At 67.2% G+C, this 18,856-nt stretch carries 15 protein-coding genes; 6 read left to right on the top strand and 9 right to left on the bottom strand.

From position 1 onward, the window contains the following. Positions 1–63 precede the first annotated feature (63 nt). Both IG75_RS0120925 and fdhD read left to right on the top strand, forming a co-directional pair. On the top strand, positions 64–2,364 hold the full coding sequence (locus tag IG75_RS0120925; protein WP_030523246.1) for an FdhF/YdeP family oxidoreductase: 2,301 nt from the start codon (positions 64–66) through the stop codon (positions 2,362–2,364). Beyond that, positions 2,361–3,188, top strand: coding sequence for a formate dehydrogenase accessory sulfurtransferase FdhD (fdhD, locus tag IG75_RS0120920; RefSeq protein WP_030523247.1), 828 nt, complete (start codon positions 2,361–2,363; stop codon positions 3,186–3,188). The genes IG75_RS0120925 and fdhD overlap by 4 nt, the downstream gene beginning before the upstream one ends. Positions 3,189–3,324: 136 nt before the next feature. Here the strand turns inward: fdhD and IG75_RS0120915 are convergent, their stop codons facing one another. Beyond that, positions 3,325–4,494, bottom strand: a complete 1,170-nt coding sequence (locus IG75_RS0120915) for an FAD-dependent monooxygenase (RefSeq protein ID WP_030523248.1) — start codon at positions 4,492–4,494, stop codon at positions 3,325–3,327. Positions 4,495–4,601: 107 nt separating this feature from the next. Here IG75_RS0120915 and IG75_RS37865 point away from each other — a divergent pair, with 107 nt between their 5' ends. Continuing rightward, positions 4,602–5,897, top strand: coding sequence for a TetR/AcrR family transcriptional regulator C-terminal domain-containing protein (locus tag IG75_RS37865; RefSeq protein ID WP_063834180.1), 1,296 nt, complete (start codon positions 4,602–4,604; stop codon positions 5,895–5,897). A gap of 181 nt (positions 5,898–6,078) precedes the next feature. On the opposite strand, the gene IG75_RS0120905 is transcribed toward IG75_RS37865, so the two are convergent. Together IG75_RS0120905 and mihF are read right to left on the bottom strand one after the other, a co-directional pair. After that, a complete protein-coding gene (locus IG75_RS0120905) occupies positions 6,079–6,516 on the bottom strand; it encodes a hypothetical protein (RefSeq protein WP_030523250.1) in 438 nt (145 codons plus the stop codon). A gap of 173 nt (positions 6,517–6,689) precedes the next feature. Next, positions 6,690–7,004, bottom strand: a complete 315-nt coding sequence (gene mihF, locus IG75_RS0120900; protein ID WP_030523251.1) for an integration host factor, actinobacterial type — start codon at positions 7,002–7,004, stop codon at positions 6,690–6,692. Between the two features lie 455 nt (positions 7,005–7,459). Between mihF and IG75_RS0120895 the strand changes: the two genes are divergently transcribed. Both IG75_RS0120895 and IG75_RS0120890 read left to right on the top strand, forming a co-directional pair. Next, entirely contained in the window at positions 7,460–7,837 is a 378-nt protein-coding gene (locus tag IG75_RS0120895; RefSeq protein ID WP_030523252.1) for a nuclear transport factor 2 family protein, read from the top strand. 214 nt (positions 7,838–8,051) lie between these two features. After that, positions 8,052–8,621, top strand: coding sequence for a carboxymuconolactone decarboxylase family protein (locus tag IG75_RS0120890; RefSeq protein ID WP_030523253.1), 570 nt, complete (start codon positions 8,052–8,054; stop codon positions 8,619–8,621). 15 nt (positions 8,622–8,636) lie between these two features. Here the strand turns inward: IG75_RS0120890 and IG75_RS0120885 are convergent, their stop codons facing one another. The 6 genes from IG75_RS0120885 to IG75_RS0120860 all read right to left on the bottom strand — a co-directional run bounded on the left by IG75_RS0120885 (position 8,637) and on the right by IG75_RS0120860 (position 15,144). Further along, on the bottom strand, positions 8,637–9,101 hold the full coding sequence (locus IG75_RS0120885) for a hypothetical protein (RefSeq protein ID WP_156059069.1): 465 nt from the start codon (positions 9,099–9,101) through the stop codon (positions 8,637–8,639). A gap of 100 nt (positions 9,102–9,201) precedes the next feature. Continuing rightward, positions 9,202–10,482, bottom strand: coding sequence for an ATP-dependent Clp protease ATP-binding subunit ClpX (gene clpX, locus IG75_RS0120880; protein ID WP_030523255.1), 1,281 nt, complete (start codon positions 10,480–10,482; stop codon positions 9,202–9,204). Positions 10,483–10,842: 360 nt separating this feature from the next. Beyond that, positions 10,843–11,508: an ATP-dependent Clp protease proteolytic subunit gene (locus IG75_RS0120875; protein WP_030523256.1), complete on the bottom strand. Its 666-nt coding sequence runs from the start codon at positions 11,506–11,508 to the stop codon at positions 10,843–10,845. A gap of 88 nt (positions 11,509–11,596) precedes the next feature. Next, a complete protein-coding gene (locus IG75_RS0120870) occupies positions 11,597–12,187 on the bottom strand; it encodes an ATP-dependent Clp protease proteolytic subunit (RefSeq protein WP_030523257.1) in 591 nt (196 codons plus the stop codon). Between the two features lie 472 nt (positions 12,188–12,659). Further along, entirely contained in the window at positions 12,660–14,045 is a 1,386-nt protein-coding gene (gene tig, locus IG75_RS0120865) for a trigger factor (protein ID WP_036514931.1), read from the bottom strand. 523 nt (positions 14,046–14,568) lie between these two features. Next, positions 14,569–15,144 (bottom strand): FKBP-type peptidyl-prolyl cis-trans isomerase, encoded by a 576-nt coding sequence (locus IG75_RS0120860; protein ID WP_030523259.1) that lies wholly within the window; start codon positions 15,142–15,144, stop codon positions 14,569–14,571. A 401-nt stretch (positions 15,145–15,545) separates the two neighbouring features. Between IG75_RS0120860 and IG75_RS0120850 the strand changes: the two genes are divergently transcribed. Further along, positions 15,546–18,017 carry a phosphoketolase family protein gene (locus IG75_RS0120850; RefSeq protein ID WP_081877036.1) on the top strand — a complete coding sequence of 824 codons (2,472 nt, stop codon included), beginning with the start codon at positions 15,546–15,548 and terminating at the stop codon, positions 18,015–18,017. Positions 18,018–18,856 lie beyond the last annotated feature (839 nt).

The following is an 18,856-nucleotide window of genomic DNA, read 5'->3' as shown; positions in this document are numbered from 1 at the left end:
CCCGCGCGGCGACTCCGGAACCAGGGCGGGCCCCGCCCACGAAGGTGGATCACAATGGTCGGTATGCACCGCAACGCCCCGGCCGACGATATCGACGAGTCCGAACTGACCGTGACTCCGCCGAAGGAGCAGGCGGCCGGGGTCCGGGCGGTGGCCGTCGCTCTGCAGCGGGCGGTATCCGATATGGGCGTCGTGCGCACCGCGCGGACCCTGGCCCGGGTCAATCAGGTGCACGGATTCGACTGCCCGGGCTGCGCCTGGCCGGAGCCGAGCGGTCACCGCCGGCCCGCCGAGTTCTGTGAGAACGGCGCGAAGGCCGTCGCCGAGGAGGCGACGCTCGAGACTGTCGGGCCGGAGTTCTTCGCCCGCTATTCGATCGACGAACTCGCACAACGGTCCGGGTACTGGCTGGGGCGGCAGGGCCGGCTCACCCATCCGATGGTGCTGCGGCCCGGCGATACCCACTACTCCCCCATCTCCTGGGCGGAGGCCTACCGGCTCGTCGCCGAGCAACTCCGCGGCCTGAACTCGCCGGACGAGGCCGTGTTCTACACCTCCGGCCGTACCGCCAACGAGACGGCGTTCCTCTATCAGCTGCTGGTGCGCAGCTTCGGAACCAACAACCTGCCCGACTGCAGCAATATGTGCCATGAGTCGTCGGGCACCGCCCTGACCGGTTCGATCGGTATCGGCAAGGGTTCGGTGACCATCGACGATTTCGCGGCCGCCGACCTGATCCTGGTCGCCGGCCAGAATCCGGGCACCAACCATCCGCGGATGCTCAGCGCCCTCGCCGACGCGAAGAAGACGGGCGCGCGCATCATCGCGATCAACCCGCTGCCCGAGACCGGCCTGATCGGTTTCCGCGATCCACAGACCGTGCGGGGTCTGACGACCGGCGTGGATATCGCCGACGATTTCCTGCAGATCCGCCTGGGCGGCGATATGGCCCTGTTCCAGGGCCTGGCGAAACTGCTGTTCGAGGCCGAGGACCGGGCTCCCGGTACCGTGCTGGACCGCGCCTTCGTCGACGCGTACACCGCCGGTTTCGCCGACTACGAGCGGCATATCCGAGCTGTCGACCTGGACACCGTGCTCACCGCGACCGGACTCTCCCGCGACGCTCTCGAACGCACGGCCGCGCTGCTGGCCGGTTCGACGAGCACCATCGTGTGCTGGGCGATGGGACTCACCCAGCACACGCACGCGGTGGCCACGATCGAGGAGGCGGCCAACCTGTTGCTGGCCCGCGGCATGATCGGCAGGCCGGGGGCGGGTCTGTGCCCGGTGCGCGGGCATTCCAATGTGCAGGGCGATCGCACCATGGGTATCTGGGAGCAGGCGCCCGAATCCTTCCTGGCCGCCCTGGATCGGGAATTCGGGATCACCAGCCCGCGGGCGCACGGTTACGACACCGTCGCCGCCATCCGGGCACTACGCGACGGTCGTGCCCGGGTCTTCTTCGGTATGGGCGGCAATTTCGTCTCCGCCACCCCCGATACCGCGGTCACCGAAGCGGCGTTGCGCCGGTGCGCGCTGACCGTGCAGGTCTCCACCAAACTGAACCGCAGCCATGTCGTACACGGGGAAACCGCGCTGATCCTGCCGACTCTGGGCCGCACCGACCTGGACATCCAGAACGGGGTGCGGCAACAGGTCTCGGTGGAGGATTCGATGTCGATGGTGCATCTGTCCACCGGCCGGCTGAAACCGGTCGGGCCGGAACTGCGCAGCGAGGTCGCCATCGTCTGCGAACTCGCCCGGGAACTGCTGGGCCCGGACCATGCGGTGCCGTGGGACCGGTTCCGCGGTGACTACGACCTCATCCGCGACGCCATTGCCCGGGTCGTGCCCGGCTGCGCCGATTACAACGCCCGGGTCCGGCAACGCGACGGTTTCGTACTGCCGCATCCACCGCGCGATTCCCGCGAATTCCGGACCGCCACGGGGAAGGCCAATTTCGCGGTGAACGAGCTGCGCTGGGTGCCGGTTCCGCCGGGGCGGCTGATCCTGCAGACCCTGCGCAGCCACGACCAGTACAACACCACGATCTACGGTCTCGACGACCGCTATCGCGGAGTTCATCACGGGCGCCGGGTGGTGCTGGTGAACGCCGCGGATATCACCGACCTGGGTTTCCGCGACGGAGATCTCGTCGATCTGGTCTCGGAGTGGACCGACGGCGTCGATCGGCGGGTCGAAGGTTTCCGGTTGGTCGCCTACTCCACTCCGCGCGGCAATGCCGCCGCCTACTATCCCGAGACGAACCCGCTGGTGCCGCTGGATCATGTGGCCGCCCGCTCCAACACCCCGGTGTCGAAAGCCGTCACCGTCCGGCTCGAACCCCATACCCACCGGCCATGAGCAGAGTCACCGCCCGCCGCCGCATGCGGCGGATCACCCCGTCCGGGGAGATCGTCCGCCCCGACACCTTGGCCGTGGAAGAGCCCCTGGAGATCCGCGTCCGCGGCGAGTCGCTCACGGTCACCATGCGTACGCCCGGCCACGATATCGACCTGGTGCACGGCTTCCTGTTCGGTGAGACCTTGATCGGCGCGGCCGCCGATATCCACAGCGCCCGCTATTGCGCCGGAACCGACGACGAGGGGCGCAACACCTACAACGTGCTGGATGTGGGCTTGCACGCCCCGATCGTGCTCCCGGACCGGCCGTTCCTCACCACCGGTGCCTGCGGGCTCTGCGGGCGCACCGCGCTCGACGAGGTCCGGATGCGCAGCCGGTATCCGCTGCCGGCGCCGCAACCGTTGCTCGATGCCGAGGTACTGGCAGCGCTACCGGATCGCCTGCGCGCCCACCAGTCGGTTTTCGATGCCACGGGCGGTCTGCACGGGGCGGGCCTGTTCACCGCCGACGGTACGGGCCTGGTGGTCCGTGAGGACATCGGCCGCCACAATGCCGTGGACAAGGTGATCGGCTGGGCGCTGCGCGAAAACCGCATTCCGGCATCCGATCTCGTGCTGGTGGTGAGCGGGCGGGCGTCGTTCGAACTGGCACAGAAAGCTGTCCTGGCCGGTATCCCGGTCCTCGCCGCCGTCTCGGCGCCCAGTTCGCTGGCAGTCGACCTGGCCGACGAATCCGGTCTCACCCTGGCAGGTTTCGTACGCGGCGAGACCATGAACATCTATACCCATCCGGAGCGGATCCGCGGTATCGGCGCCACCGGATGACTCGGTCCGGGCGACCTCGAGACCTCCCTCGATTGCGGCCGTAGGGTCCGGCCAGAGGGCCGGCGGCAGGTTTCCCGGCACCAGTGAGACGCGCACGGCCCTCGGCGTGGGTGAGCCGGGCCGGCAGCCGTACTCGTTATCGCGCGACCACACCGGCGTAGTCGGCCAACTCGATATCGTCTTTGGCGTCGCCGGCGAACTTATCCATCAGGTCGAACCAGCGTGACCCCAGGAACCAGTTCCGCAACCGCAGGCCGGGAGCCGTTTTCGGCGCCAGGAACGGGCCGGGGCTGCTGCTGCCCCCGAGTTTCGCGTACCGGCGCATGATCCGGTCGTACCGGGCGAAGGCCGCGGTGTGCTCACCCGCGGCGGCGAGTTCACCGGCCAGCACATAGGCTCCCACCACCGCCAGACCGGTTCCGAAGCCGGCCATGGTGTTGCCGTAGGCACTGTCGCCGACCAGGGCCACCCGGCCCGACACATAGCTGGGCATCCGCACCCGGGCCAGCGCGTCCAGGTAGAAGTCGTCGTGCCCGGGCAGTTCGGCGAGCATTTCGGCGACCGGTCCGTTCATTCCGGCGAAGTGTTCGGCCAGTACACGCCGTTTATCGGCGTCATCGGCGAATGTCCGTGCGGCAGCGGCGAACATGTACATCTGCTGCGCCTTCGGCCCACCGCGGACCGCGAGCCGGCCCGGAGCGCTGTACGCGTGGGAGACCCGCCGCCGCGGTCCGTCGCCGTGTTCGGCGGCGAGTGGTTCCCCCGCGATGGCGTAGTAGTAACCGCGGTGCCCGACGAACTTCTCCTCCGGCCCGAACGCCAGCCGGCGCACCCGGGAATGGATTCCGTCCGCGCCGAACACCAGGTCGAAGCGGCGTGCCGGACCGTGTTCGAACTCGACCTCGACACCGCTGCCGGTGTCCCGCAGCGCGGTGATCGAGTCACCGAATACATAAGTGCAGCGCTGGGCGGTCGGGGCGTAGAGGATCCGAGCGAGATCCCCCCGCAGGATCTCGACGTCGCCGCCGGTGAAGTCACCGGATATCCGGGCCTGTTCCCGGCCGTCGGCGTCGACGAAGACCATATCGGTGGCGCCGGTACTGCGCCGCCGGATCTCATCGTGGACACCCATCCGCTCGAGCACTGCGCGCTGCACGGATCCCTTGAAATCGACGGCCTGCCCACCCGGGCGCAGCGCCGGGGCCCGTTCGACCACGGTGACGTCGAACCCGTAGCGGTCGAGCCAGTAGGCGAGCGCGGGACCGGCGATGCTCGCCCCGGAGATGAGAACGGTGCGGTTCTGCATGACGAACTCCATCCATAATCTGCGTCCATCAGAAACTGTTTCCGTCGGACGCTGATTAGCGTATGGTAGACACAGTTCCACGTCAATCCACTCCGGAAAGGGATCCCATGGCGACGCCGACCGTGCTCGAGCTGCTCTGGGGGACCGACCGGCGCCCGACCAGAGGCCCCAAGCCGACGCTCACCCGGGCCGCGATCGTCACCGCGGCGGTCGAGCTGGCCGATACGGAAGGCCTGGCAGCTCTCTCCATGCAGCGCCTGGCCGATCGCCTCGGCTATACGAAGATGTCGCTGTACCGCCATATACCGGGCAAGGCGGAACTCACCGCATTGATGGTGGAGGAGGCCCTGGCCGGCCTGCCGTCCCTGGACACCTCGGGATCCCCGCGGTGGCGTACCGGCCTGCGGTCCTGGGCGCTGCTGACCTTCGAGCGGTACCGCCGCCACCCGTGGGTGATGGAACTACTCGCCGGAGCGCGGCCGATGGGCCCCCACGAGCTGAGCTGGACCGAGGCCGCGCTGGAGGCGATGGCGGATATCGCCCTGACCGGCCCCGAGCGACTGGACACACTCGTCGTACTGAACGGACATGTGCGCAGCCTGGCCCAGCAGGTCGTCGGCCCCGGCGCCACCGAGGAAGAATTCACCGGCGCGATGGCCGCGGCACTGGAATTGGCGGGCGACCGATTCCCGCGGCTGATCGCGGCCGTATCGGACCCTCCGCCCGCCGCCGGAGCAGCGGCCACGCAACGCGACGCCGCCCTCGAATTCGGCACGGAGCGCATTCTCGACGGAATAGCGGCCCTGCTCGCCGAACGAAACACGCCCGGCGACCAGTTCCGTCCAGGCCGTGACAAGCACCGACAACACCCGGCGGCCCCGCTTCTCGCCCAGATGCCGATGCGGGCCACAACCTGCGCCGAGCCCACGTCGAGACGGAACCCGGGTGTCGAGCGTGGCCTTCGCGCCGGCGTGGCGGACCCGCGCCGGTACGGTCTCGATGTCGGCGAACGGGAGGATGCTGCGATGAACTACGGTAAGGCCGTCACAGCGGCGGAGGCCTATCTGAAGGCGATAGAAGGCGACGAGCCGCAGCAGGTGGTGGACCTGTTCGCCGACGAGTTCACCTGGGAAGACCCTGTCGGCGCCGAACCGCTCTCGGATAAGAACATGCTTCTCCAGCGGTATGCGACCGCCGCCGGGAAAATCCGCGTCGTCCAGCGCGGCCCGATCCGGGGTTCGCATTCCAATGCTGCCGCAGCCCCGTTCGAATTCGAGCTACAACTCGACGGAATGGACCGCCCGAAACGGGTACGAGTAGTGGACGTTTTCACCGTGAACGATGAGGGACTCATTACCTCCATGAAGGCCTACTGGTCACCCGAAGATATCCAGGACATCTGACGAAGTAGGTTCTCGGCTGCGACGGTCCCGAGTCCGTGAACAGATCCGCCCGGGAGCGTCTCCATCCCACGACCCCTCACCGGTTCCGGATCACCGATCGTTGTCGGGCCACTACCGTGCAGCCGTCTCACTTCGAAACAGGCCCCAGGGGGCGTACCCGGATCCGGCGAGAGCGCGGCACTCACATACCCGGCAGCCGGACGCCCCGGTCCGCCGCCACCCTGGCCAGTTTCTCGGCTTCGTCGATGGCGACCGCCACATAGGTGCGCAACCCGTCGTCGTCCCGCCGCAGCAGGTACTCGTAATCACTGTCGGTGAGCAAAGCGTCGTCGCCGTCGTAGAAATGCCAGCGCACCCGCACCCGCAGCAGTGAACCGGTCAGTTCCGCGTAATCGACCACGGTGTGGTCGACGCGCGCCAGACCAAGCATCTGATAAATGGGATGAGCCTGCGCCAGCCCCTGGGCCATCTCTTCCCGCGAATGCAGCGCACCGACGAAAGCGTCACTGACAATGGTGCCCGGAGTCCCCCACAGCGCCGCCGTGCGCTCGGCGTCGTAAGCGCTCAGTGTCGATTGGTATTCGTCGAGGAACGATTCGAGTTCTTCGCGGATGGCCATATCGCCACGGTATCCACATTCCCCCCACCAGGGCCGCGAACCGCCCGGAATCGACGTGCCCGATCGGGTACGGCGGTTCGCGACAGCCACCCGCCGGGCCACGCCGGTCGTGTCACCGACCGGCTCGGCCACGGCCGGAGTTCGGAGCGTCCACCCTCGAACGCTCCACCTCCTCAGTTGGCCAGCGCCTCCAGCAGCGCCGCCCGCTGACGGGCGCCCAGCCCGCCGATCCGGCGGTCCTCCGGGATATCCGCCTGGTCCATCAGCTTGGCGGCCTTCACCGGGCCGACACCGGGCAGCGCCTTGATCACGGCGACAACCTTCGTCTTCTTGACCAGTTCATCACTATCGGCCTTGCGCAGCAGGTCGGCGACAGAGACTTTGCCGTCTTTCACCTGACCGATCAGTTCGGAGCGCGCCTTGCGCACCGCCGCCGCTTTGGCCAGAGCCTCCGTGCGTTGTTCCGCGGTCATCGTTGGCAGTGCCATATCTCCTCCGCTTTCACTCATCGCTCGAACATCTGGTTTGACCGGGTCGATTCAACATCACAATACCGACACCGACCGATCGACACACCGTCCGGACCTGCAGTCATAGCAATGTTTTCTGATTCGATCCCCCGGTAGGAGCCCGGAAACCGGCGGACCGGTCAATGGGATCCGGCACGAAGAAACACCTGGAACACGTAACACTCGAATGCGCTGCGGCGAAATTCACAGCAGACGGACACCTGCACGGCGGCGGTTCAACGGCGAACCGAGGGGTCAGCGGAGATTCCCGACCGCCCTGCACGGCCAGCACGTCTACCAGGCATTTCTCCGCCACACCGCGGTAGCGGACATATATGCGAATCTCCTTTTACGGCGCGATCCGGCGATCGTACGCCCGCACGACTGCTACGCTCCCGAATCTAGAACACGTTTCAATTTTGGTAGGAGTGGTGATGGCACGGGAGATCCGCGACGTGGTCGAGCAGTACGTGAAACTGGTCGGCTCGGGGCCGACCGCAGATATAGTCGATCTCTATGCTCCCGACGCCGTGATCGAGGACCCGATCGGCACCGAGCCCAAACAGGGCCACCAGGCCATCCGCGAGTTCTACGACGTGATCGCGAGCCTGGAGCGGGAGACCAGCCTCGCCCCGGAGACCGTACGGATCGCCGGAAACCACGCGGCCTTCGTGTTCACTCTGGTGACCAGAGCGGGTGGGCAGCGTATGACGCTCAGCCCGATCGACACCATGGAGTTCGACGCGGAAGGCCGGATCATCCGCATGCGCGCCTACTGGGGCGCCGACGATATGTCCGTCGAACCCGAATGAGCGGCGAGGTGGCGACTCGGCCGCGCTGAGCCGCCACCTCGCTCCACCCCGGAGCCGCGCCCACCACCGGCCTGGCCCCCGGCGCGCACCCGGCCTACCCTGAGCACAGGGCACGGGTGCGCTCGGTCACAGTAGGCGCTCCGGGGCGTTACGTCGCGGGCCGCTGTCTCGTCCGAGTTGCAGGGAAACGAACCCCCACCTCAGAGGAGACCCGATGAGCACAACACGCATTCCGGCCGTGGCCCCCGAAAACGCCGGGTTACTGACCAGGGCGCTGTACTGGTTCGCCAAACGCCAGTTCGGCGAAGTCCCCGAACCCTTCGCCGTCGGCGCGCACCACACCGGCCTCCTGGTGGCCGGTGGCGTCCACGAACTGCTCGCCGAGAAAGCGTCGAAGAAACTGCCGGCCAATATCCGCGAGATCGCGGTCTACCGCACGGCCTGGACCGTCGGCTGCTCCTGGTGCGTCGACTTCGGGACCATGCTGCAGCGGCTGGACGGCCTGGATATCGAGCGGCTCCAGCACATCGCGGACTACGAGACGTCACCGCACTACACCGACGACGAACGCGCGGCCATCGCCTATGCCGACGCCATGACCGCCACCCCGATGACAGTCACCGACGAGCAGGTCGCCGACCTGGAGAAACGTTTCGGCCGGGCGGAAGTCGTCGAACTGACCTATCAGATCGCGCTGGAGAACTCGCGGGCCCGCAACAACCACGCCCTCGGCATCACCGCGCAGGGGTTCGGCACCGATTCCTGCCGCGTGCCCTGGGCGTGAGACCGGCGTCGCGGCTCAGATGACCCAGCAGGCGTAGCCGATGTGCTCGCCCCGGCCCACGAAGACCCGCACATACGGAGCCCGGTCGTTCCCACCGGTCGGCTGGACCGCCTGCAGGGTGTGATCGCCCTCGTAGGCGGGCACCCAGTGCACGAGCGCCAGCCCACCGCCGTCCGGATCGACCGTGACGAACGGGACCCCGTTGTCGAGGAAGGTCACCGAGGTCACCGCCTCGGTGAGCCACGCCCGCACGGTATAGCTGCACCCGGTGCCGTAGTTCGTCCGGATGCCGGCATTCAGGTCCGGGGTCACACTGACCTCGCGCACAGTCGCACCGGTCGGCGGCGCCGTGAGCAACAACGAGACCAGTACCCCCGCTGCCGCCGACAGCGATATGCCCACGCGGTTCCACCGCGTGGGCATATCGGCGGCATCACGCCGCCCGGACCGGATTTCCCGCGCAAGCAGCTGTGTCGCCATGACCTGCTCCTCCATCGCACGAATGCCGAGGGGTCACCGAGAGTACTGCGGGCCGGCGCCGGGCCGACCCCGGTCGCGTATCGGAGCGGCTGCGCGGGCCTCAGGCCGACTTGTCGCGGCGCTCCGGACGCTCCCGCTTACGCGGCACGATGGTGGGCAGCACATTGTCGTTCACCGTATCCGCGTCGACGACGACCTTGGCCACATCGTCCCGGCTCGGGATATCGAACATGACCTGCTGGAGTACTTCCTCCATGATCGCGCGCAGCCCGCGGGCGCCGGTACCGCGCAGAATGGCCTGATCGGCCACGGCCTCGAGCGCGTCCCGGGTGAATTCCAGATCCACGCCGTCCATCTCGAACAGCCGGATGTACTGCTTGACCAGCGCGTTCTTGGGTTCGGACAGGATCTTGACCAGGGAATCCTTGTCCAGGTTCGTCACCGACGCCACCACCGGCAACCGGCCGATGAACTCGGGGATGAGACCGAACTTGATCAGATCCTCCGGCATCACCTCGGCGAAATGATCGGTGGTGTCGATCTCGGCCTTGGACCGCACCTCGGCGCCGAATCCGATCCCGCGGTGCCCGGTGCGGTCGGAGATGATCTTCTCCAGACCGGCGAACGCGCCCGCCACGATGAACAGCACATTGGTGGTATCGATCTGGATGAACTCCTGGTGCGGATGCTTGCGCCCACCCTGCGGCGGCACACTCGCCTGAGTTCCCTCCAGGATTTTCAGCAACGCCTGCTGCACACCCTCGCCCGAGACATCACGCGTGATCGACGGGTTCTCGCTCTTGCGCGCGATCTTGTCGACCTCGTCGATATAGATGATCCCGGTCTCGGCGCGCTTCACGTCGTAATCGGCGGCCTGGATGAGTTTGAGGAGAATGTTCTCGACGTCCTCACCGACATAACCGGCTTCGGTGAGCGCGGTGGCATCGGCGATCGCGAACGGCACATTCAGCATTTTCGCCAGCGTCTGTGCCAGATAGGTCTTCCCGCAACCGGTGGGGCCGAGCATCAGAATATTGGACTTCGCCAGCTCGACGCTTTCCCCGCGCGCGTCACGGCCCTTGTCGCCGGCCTGAATACGCTTGTAATGGTTGTACACAGCGACCGCCAGCGTGCGCTTGGCCGTGTCCTGCCCGATCACGTAGTTCTCCAGGAAATCCCGGATCTCCGCGGGTTTGGGCAACTCATCGAGTTTGACCTCGCTGGACTCGGCCAGCTCCTCCTCGATGATCTCGTTGCACAGATCGATGCACTCGTCGCAGATGTACACCCCTGGTCCCGCAATGAGCTTCTTGACCTGCTTCTGGCTCTTTCCGCAGAACGAGCATTTGAGCAGATCGCCGCCGTCGCCGATGCGCGCCATCTCGTGGGTCCCTACTTCCTTGTTCGCGTGCAACCATCCGTCCAGCTTCCAGCCGACCGCCGCCTGCGGTGGAACGAATCCGGCTCGATCACCCGGATCGAAGGGCGGTGCTGTCAACCGGGAACAAAGGTCCCTGGGTTTGACCGTACCCGGTGTGTGCGATGGAGGTCGACAACTCGGGCAGGTTTCTCGTCGCGGTTGTGCGGGGATTCACGCGGATACCGCGTCACGGCACATTTTCCGGATACCGAACCATCCGGGGTGTGTCGCGACGCCGCAGCGGGAATCCACCTGGCCCGGGCCCCGCCGCCCGGCCGGTCCGGCGTTCCGTTCACACGGCGCGCCGGATCCGGAGGCGCCTCACTTCTGGGCGCTGAGCTTGCGGTAATCGAACACCGTATCGATGATCCCGTATTCCTTGGCATCCTCGGCCGTCAGGATCTTGTCGCGGTCGGTGTCCCTACGGATGACCTCGGCGTCCTTACCCGTGTGCCGGGCCAGGGTGGTCTCCATCAACCGGCGCATCCGCTCGATCTCGGCGGCCTGGATCTCCAGATCCGACACCTGGCCCTGGATACCGCCCTCCACCGACGGCTGATGGATCAGCACGCGGGCGTTCGGCAGGCAGGCCCGCTTACCCGGGGTCCCCGCCGCCAGCAGCACCGCCGCCGCCGAAGCCGCCTGGCCGAGGCAGACGGTCGCGACATCGGCGCGCACGTACTGCATGGTGTCGTAGATGGCCATCAGCGAGGTGAACGAACCACCCGGCGAATTGATGTACATGGTGATATCGCGGTCGGGATCCAGCGATTCGAGCACCAGCAGCTGCGCCATGATGTCGTTCGCCGACGCATCGTCGACCTGCACGCCGAGGAAGATGATGCGCTCCTCGAACAGCTTGTTGTACGGGTTGGATTCCTTGACGCCGAAACTCGAATGCTCGATGAACGACGGCAGGATGTAGCGCGACTGTGGGCCCGCCGGGGCGATACCGCCGAGGCCACGAGAATCGATCGGATTGGCCATATTCGTCTCCAAGTCTGTGAGTGAGCTGTCCGCTGGACGGATTCGCGAACACCGGCCGGTCATCCGGCCCGGCGTCGCCGACAACGCCCTAGTTGCTGCCCGTGCCGCCCGCCTGGCGCGCATTCGTGATCACGCGGTCGATGAAGCCGTACTCCAGCGCCTGATCGGGCGTGAACCAGCGATCGCGGTCGGCGTCGGCGTTGATCTGCTCCACCGGCTTACCGGTGTGCATCGCCTGCAACTCGTTGAGCTCACGCTTGGTGTATGCGAACTGCTCGGCCATGATCGCGATATCCGCGGCCGAACCACCGATACCGGCCGACGGCTGGTGCATCATGATCCGGGTGTGCGGCAGCGCGAAACGCTTTCCCGGCGCACCCGCGGTCAGCAGGAACTGCCCCATGGACGCGGCCAGGCCCATCGCGGTGGTCGCGATATCGCATTCGGCGTACTGCATGGTGTCGTAGATCGCCATACCGGCGTTCACCGACCCGCCCGGCGAGTTGATGTAGAGCGAAATATCTTTGGTCGGGTCCTCCGCGGACAACAGCAGGATCTGCGCACAGATCTTGTTCGCGATGTCGTCGTCGACCTGGGTGCCGAGAAAAATGATGCGCTCACGCAGCAGGCGCTCGTACACCGAATCGCTGAGATTGAGCCCAGCGGTCGGAGCTGTCATGACCTCGGCTTGATTGATTGTCACGGATACCTGCCTTCTCTCGCCGGCTCGTTGCTGTCACAAACATTAACGAAGCAGGGCGGCACCGAACTCCCGGTACCACCTTGATTCGCTCAGAGCGCAATAACATGGCGCCGCCTCCGGCGGCGCGGGGGTTGCGTCGCCCTTGGTCCCGCTGTCGCGTGCCCGAGACTCGCGCCTTCGGCGCATGCGATGTGCGGTCGGCCGTCCGCGGGTGCGGCCGTCGAGCACCTTCGGCAAAGGGGCGGGACGGGCCGCAACCCTTGGGCGGCCTCGCCGAACTCGGCACCGGGGCGATGCTTCGCGTGGCGGACCCTGGAGCGCCCTCGCCGAACGCAGAAGCCCTGAGTGCTCGGATGTGGACGCACCGGGGACAGCGATCGTCGATCTTCTGTCTCCGGATTGCCAACACCACCTAGACCTCAGGGCTTTCTACCCGCACTCGCGTGGATTACTCCGCGTCGGTGGCGGCCGGCTCTTCGGCGGTCGCCTCATCGGCGGCGTCGGATTCCTTGGCGGTACCGAACATTTCGTCGGTGTCGACCTTGTTGCCCTCGGAATCGGTGACCGTCACCTTGCCGACGACCTCGGCCAGAGCCTTGCCGCGGCGGACATCGGCGAAAACGGCGCCGAGCTGGCCGGCCTGCTGCACCTGCTGGATGAACTGCTCGGGCGCCATCCCGTAGCGCTGGGCCTGGAACAGGATCCGCTCGGTGAGCTCTTCCTGGCCTACCTGGGTGCCTTCGGCCTCGGCGACCGCGTCCAGCAGCAGCTGGGTCTTCACCGATTTCTCGGCGGCCTCCTTGGTATCGGCGTCGAACTCCTCGCGGCTCGAGCCCTGGGCCTCCAGCGCCTCGGCGAACTTGGCCTCGTCGTGGTCGAAGCCGTGGATCGCGTCGTGCTCGACGGCGTCGATCTCGGCCTTCACCACGGCCTCGGGCAGCGGCACCTCGACGCTCTCGAGCAGCTGCTCGAGCACCTTGTCGCGGATATCGCCGGCCTGCTGCACCTTCTTGACCCGCTCGACGCGGGACCGCAGATCGGCCTTCAGCTCGTCGATGGTGTCGAATTCGCTGGCGAGCTGGGCGAATTCGTCGTCCGCCTCGGGCAGCTCACGCTCCTTGACCGAGCCGAGGGTCACCGTGATGGCGGCTTCCCGGCCGGCGTGCTCACCGGCGACCAGGGTCGAGGTGAACTCCTTGGACTCCTCGGCCGACATCCCGATCAGGGTCTCGTCCAGTCCCTCGATGAGCTGACCGGAACCGACCTCGTGCGACAGACCGGTGGTCGCGGCCTCCGGCACCTCCTCGCCGTCGACGGTGGCGGACAGGTCGATGGAGACGAAATCGCCGTCCTGGACCGGGCGTTCGACGCCGGTGAGTGTGCCGAAACGCTGGCGCAGCGACTGCAGCTGCTCATCGATATCGGCATCGGTGATCTCGATGGCGTCCACGGTGACGGCGATGGTGCTGTAGTCCTCGGGCAGGGCGATCTCCGGCCGGACATCCACCTCGGCGGTGAAGGCCAGCTCCTGACCGTCCTCGATCTTGGTGATCTCGATCTCCGGCTGCCCGATGACCTTGACCTCGGTGGTGGTGACGGCCTCGCTGTAGCGGCCGGGCAGGGCGTCGTTGACGACCTGCTCCAGAACCGCACCGCGGCCCAGGCGCGCCTCGAGCAGCTTGGCCGGCGCCTTACCCGGACGGAAGCCGGGAATGCGCACCTGCTTGGCCAGGGCCTTGTAGGCGCGATCGAAGTCCGGCTTCAGCTCCTCGAAGGGCACCTCGACATTGATCCGGACCCGGGTCGGGCTCAGCTGCTCGACGGTGCTCTTCACGGACATGCTCCTTGTTCTCGTCGGTTCGTGTTCGCCGACCCCGCACGATATCCGTGCTGGTGGCCGGGTGATGGCGCGTGGTCTGGCGACGGCGCGCGGGTACGCACCCTCGGCGTACCGTCCGAAGCGGCGAGCACCTGCGGTTTCACGCGCCCGGGATACGCATCCCGACCAGGGTAGTTGACCGGGTCACGTGCGCTGCAGCCCGGTGCTGTGTTTGATGGCGGCGCCTCCGGGGCCGCGGGTCGGGGCCCTGTGACCCCGGTTCTTCACTCCGGCGCTCAGTCGCTGCGCTCCTTCGCTCTGTCGCTCCAGAACCGGAGGCGGGCCCCGACCACCATTCGGAATAGACGGAAAGTGTCCGCCAACGTGCACCTCGACCGGCCCGGATGGGCTCGGCCACGGAAAGTGCTCGATGGTCGCCGATCCGTGAACGGCCGACCACTCATGCTCCAGACCGGGGCGAGGCTCCAAGCGATGACCCGATCATCCAGGGAGCCGTCGAATGCCGAACCTCAGCACCTCATCCCTGGGGGACGGATACGGCGTCGGTGACGAAGACCAGCGTCTCGTTCGGCTTCACTCCGTTGCCGCCCGCACCGTAGCCCAGATCGGGCGGAATGATCAGCAACCGGCGGGCACCCTGCTGGACGCCTTCGAGGCCCTGTTCCCACCCGGGGATGACCATACCGTCGCCGAGGGTGAGTTCGAAGGGTTCGCCGCGGTCGAACGAGGAGTCCAGTTTCTGCTTGTCCGACCAGGTGACCAGGGCGTAGTTCATGGTCAGTTGCTGTCCGGGTGCGGCGCCGGGGCCCGCGCCGGGCACCAGGTCCTTGGTCACGAGTTGTTTCGGCGGGTCACAGTCGTCGGGGAGGGTGATCTGCGGGACCTCGCCGAACCCACCCTGGACATCGATATCGCCGGCCGTGCATTCGCGGCCCTTCGATTCGGCGGGCGCGGCCTGCCCCGGAGCGGCGGACGAATCGGCCGCCGTGGAGGTGGTCGCGGTGCCGCCGGAGTCGTCGGAGCCGCATCCGCCGAGGCCGAGAGCGGCCGCGGCGACGGCGGTGACAGCGAGGATCCTGCCGATTGTCTGCATGTGCCGCACCCTACCGCCGGCCTCGAACGAGCGGCCCGGCGATATCGCGGCACCTCCCCGCGTCGTCGGCACGGAGCCGTCCCGGCCGCGGGTGGCGGCGATCGGTATGCGGATCTCCGGTTCGGTACCCACCGCCCCGAATAGCGCTCACGCCGGTGCCGGTCGCATCGGTCCGCGACCGACGTCCGGAATCGCCGCGGACCGCCCGAGCACCGGGTCCCCGGCGCGGACACCGGTTTCCATCCCGCCATATGGGTAAGGCGTGGGCTGGAGCGAAGAATTTCCGCCGGTCGCCATCGGCGAACCGAGGGCAGTGTGGCACACCTCCAGCTATCGTGGTGGCAGTCCGCACTCGGGGTGCGGTAGCCCGGCGCGACCACGACCTCCAGGAGGTTAGGCGTATGACGCAGTTGGCGAGTGCAGGCGGGGACACCAGTGCCGACAATGTGGGCAGTCACGGTGGGGAATCCATCGCGCCCCGGCCCTATGCGCTGTCGGCGGCCCCGGGCCCCTTGGCCGCCGAGGAGCTGGAATGTCTCGACGCCTGGTGGCGGGCCGCCAACTACCTGTCGGTGGGGCAGATCTATCTGATGGCGAATCCCCTGGTGCGCGAACCGTTGGCCCCGGAGCACATCAAACCCCGGCTGCTCGGCCATTTCGGCACCGTGCCGGGACTGAACCTGGTTTGGGTGCACGCGAATCGCGCCATCCTGGCACGCGATCTGAACGCCGTGTTCGTCGCCGGGCCGGGGCACGGCGGACCGGGTCCCAACGCCTGCGCCTGGCTCGAGGGCACCTATTCCGAGTTGTACAGCCATGTGCCCCGCGACGGCGAGGGTATGCGCGCGCTGTTCGCCCAGTTCTCCTTTCCCGGTGGGGTTCCCAGCCATTGCGCGCCGGAGACGCCGGGTTCCTTCCACGAAGGCGGCGAACTGGGCTATTCGCTGTTGCACGCGTTCGGTGCCGCGCTGGACAACCCGGATCTCACCGTGTTCTGCGTGGTGGGAGACGGCGAAGCCGAAACCGGTCCGCTCGCGGGCAGTTGGCATTGCAACAAGTTTCTGAACCCGGCGCGCGACGGCGCGGTCGTGCCGATCCTCGCCCTCAACGAGTACAAGATCGCGAATCCCACTCTGCTGGCGCGCATTCCCGAGGACGAGCTGGTCTCGCTGCTGCGGGGTTACGGTTACGAGCCGCTGATCGTCGCCGGTGCCGAGCCGGCCCGGGTCCATCAGGACATGGCCGCCGCCGTGGACACCTGCCTGGAGCGGGTCGCGCAGATCCAGCGCGCCGCCCGGGACGGCAGCGATACCTCCCGCCCGCACTGGCCGATGATCGTGCTGCGCACCCCGAAGGGCTGGACCGGGCCGCCGATCGTGGACGGAGATCCGGTGGAGGGTACGTTCCGCGCCCATCAGGTTCCGTTGCCCGGCGCCCGGCAGGACGCGTCGCATCGGGCGGTGCTCGAGGAATGGTTACGTTCCTACCGGCCCGAGGAGCTGTTCGACGAGACCGGCGCCCCGGTCTCGGAACTGTGCCGGCTCGTCCCGGCGGGTGGCCGGCGGATGAGCGCGAATCCGGTGGCCAACGGGGGCGCGCTGGTGCGGGATCTGCGGCTGCCCGACTGGCGCGGTCATGCGGTCGACGTCGCCGAACCGGGCCGGACCACGCACGAGGCGACCCGGGTGCTCGGCAGCTGGTTGCGGGAGGTCACCGCACGCAATCCCGACAATTTCCTGACCTTCGCCCCGGACGAGCTGGCCAGCAACCGGCTGCAGGACATCCTCACGGTCACCGGCCGCAACTGGCAGGCCGAGATCGGCGTTCACGACGAGAAGTTGGATCGTTCCGGCCGGGTGATCGAAGTGTTGTCCGAGCATATGTGCCAGGGCCTGCTGGAGGGATATCTGCTCACGGGCCGGCACGGGGTCTTCACCTGCTACGAAGCATTCGTCCACATTGTGGACGCCATGTTCAACCAGCACGCCAAATGGCTGGACGCGAGCGCGGCGGTGCCGTGGCGGCAGCCGCTGGCGAGTCTGAACTATCTGCTGTCCTCGCATGTGTGGCGGCAGGACCACAACGGCTTCACCCATCAGGACCCCGGTTTCCTCGACGTTGTGCTGAACAAGAAGCCCGAGATCGTGCGGGTGTATCTGCCGCCGGACGCGAATACCCTGCTCTCGGTGTACGACCACTGCCTGCGCTCGCGGCACTACGTGAACGTGGTGGTGGCCGGTAAACAACCCCAACCGGACTGGCTCGGGCCCACCGATGCCGCACTGCACTGTGCCCGCGGTATCGGTATCTGGGAGTGGGCGGGCCATCGCGACGAACCGGCCACCACCCCCGATGTGGTCCTCGCCTGCGCCGGCGACGTACCGACCCTGGAAACCCTGGCCGCCGCGGCGATCCTGCGCGAGGAACTGCCCTGGCTGCGGGTACGGGTGGTGAACGTGGTCGATCTGATGCGGCTGCTACCGGCCGACGAACATCCGCACGGGCTATCGGACAGCGAATTCGACACACTGTTCACCCGGGACTCCCCGGTGATCTTCGCCTTCCATGGTTATCCGTGGCTGATCCACCGGCTCACCTACCGCCGCACCAATCACTCGGGTCTGCATGTGCGGGGGTACAAGGAACGGGGCACCACCACGACCCCGTTCGATATGGTCATGCTCAACGACCTCGACCGATTCCACCTGGTGATGGATGTGATCGACCGGGTGCCCGCGCTGCGGCAGCAGGCGGCGGGGTTGCGCCAGCAGATGGTCGACGCACGTCTGCGGGCCCGCACCTGGACCCGCGAGCACGGTGAGGACATCCCCGAAGTGGCGAACTGGCGCTGGCCCGGCCCGTCGGTCGCCTGACCCGGCGCAGAGCGGGGTCACTGCAGGGCCGCCGCCGACCGATGACGCCGGCCGAAGATGATGCGGGCTGTGCACCGACCCGCCGGGGGCCACCGCGGTCTCGGGCGGTCAGCGCCGCCCTCGCCCCCGGTCGACGCCCTCGTTCGGGGGGCGCACCGAAGCGACCGCGCCCGAGCCCCTGTACCGCGTCGATCCGAACGCCGCCGAGGCAGCGGCAGCGACGTGTACAACCCGAAATATCCCTCGGAAAATGCGTTGACCAGCAAGTATCGGCCGATCCGGTCGGTTGCCGATCGAACTCGTCGTCAAGAGCCGTAGACCGGAGCACTTTCGGACCCTCACTGGTACGCACACTCCCGCGAGACGAACCTGCGCCGACTGCGCGACCGTCCGCCGGGCCCGGAAACGCTCGCTCCCACTTCGGGAAATGACCTGGATCCCGAGGCCGTGGCCCGGGTCGTGACCGGCGAGCCGCTGCCGTGCGTCCCCCAGGCGGTGTTCGCGGTACCGACCCCGACCTCCGAACCAGGGCGAGCCCCCGGCGGGGTAGTCCGCACCCCGGAGCGATCCAGCCGTTCCCAATCGTGGGAAATGCATAGACGCTTATTCAAACACTCGTGTACCGTACCGTTAGACAGCGGCACATAGAACTACGGACCCACATACATTGACTCACCGTAGAAGTTCTATCCGCCGGAACAGAACGGAGCACGCCATGACCATCGCCCGCACCTTCGGACTCGTGAAGAGAATCGCCGCCGCCACCGTGCTGGCCGGAGCCCTCGCCGCGATCCCCGCCACCCTCGCCCCCCAAGTGGCCCTCGCCGACGTCCCCGGCC

Source organism: Nocardia rhamnosiphila NBRC 108938 (assembly GCF_000720425.1).
GTDB classification, from domain to species: domain Bacteria; phylum Actinomycetota; class Actinomycetes; order Mycobacteriales; family Mycobacteriaceae; genus Nocardia; species Nocardia rhamnosiphila.
The sequence above is the reverse complement of the archived record's forward strand: the minus strand, read 5'-3'. Positions and strand labels throughout refer to the sequence as shown.

Bases quoted from the DNA above. Each gene is read 5' to 3' on its own strand.
- IG75_RS0120925 (WP_030523246.1), top strand. From the start codon at position 64: ATGCACCGCAACGCCCCGGCCGACGATATCGACGAGTCCGAACTGACC.
- fdhD (WP_030523247.1), top strand. From the start codon at position 2,361: ATGAGCAGAGTCACCGCCCGCCGCCGCATGCGGCGGATCACCCCGTCC.
- IG75_RS0120915 (WP_030523248.1), bottom strand. From the start codon at position 4,494: ATGCAGAACCGCACCGTTCTCATCTCCGGGGCGAGCATCGCCGGTCCC.
- IG75_RS37865 (WP_063834180.1), top strand. From the start codon at position 4,602: ATGGCGACGCCGACCGTGCTCGAGCTGCTCTGGGGGACCGACCGGCGC.
- IG75_RS0120905 (WP_030523250.1), bottom strand. From the start codon at position 6,516: ATGGCCATCCGCGAAGAACTCGAATCGTTCCTCGACGAATACCAATCG.
- mihF (WP_030523251.1), bottom strand. From the start codon at position 7,004: ATGGCACTGCCAACGATGACCGCGGAACAACGCACGGAGGCTCTGGCC.
- IG75_RS0120895 (WP_030523252.1), top strand. From the start codon at position 7,460: ATGGCACGGGAGATCCGCGACGTGGTCGAGCAGTACGTGAAACTGGTC.
- IG75_RS0120890 (WP_030523253.1), top strand. From the start codon at position 8,052: ATGAGCACAACACGCATTCCGGCCGTGGCCCCCGAAAACGCCGGGTTA.
- IG75_RS0120885 (WP_156059069.1), bottom strand. From the start codon at position 9,101: ATGGCGACACAGCTGCTTGCGCGGGAAATCCGGTCCGGGCGGCGTGAT.
- clpX (WP_030523255.1), bottom strand. From the start codon at position 10,482: ATGGCGCGCATCGGCGACGGCGGCGATCTGCTCAAATGCTCGTTCTGC.
- IG75_RS0120875 (WP_030523256.1), bottom strand. From the start codon at position 11,508: ATGGCCAATCCGATCGATTCTCGTGGCCTCGGCGGTATCGCCCCGGCG.
- IG75_RS0120870 (WP_030523257.1), bottom strand. From the start codon at position 12,187: ATGACAGCTCCGACCGCTGGGCTCAATCTCAGCGATTCGGTGTACGAG.
- IG75_RS0120860 (WP_030523259.1), bottom strand. From the start codon at position 15,144: ATGCAGACAATCGGCAGGATCCTCGCTGTCACCGCCGTCGCCGCGGCC.
- IG75_RS0120850 (WP_081877036.1), top strand. From the start codon at position 15,546: ATGACGCAGTTGGCGAGTGCAGGCGGGGACACCAGTGCCGACAATGTG.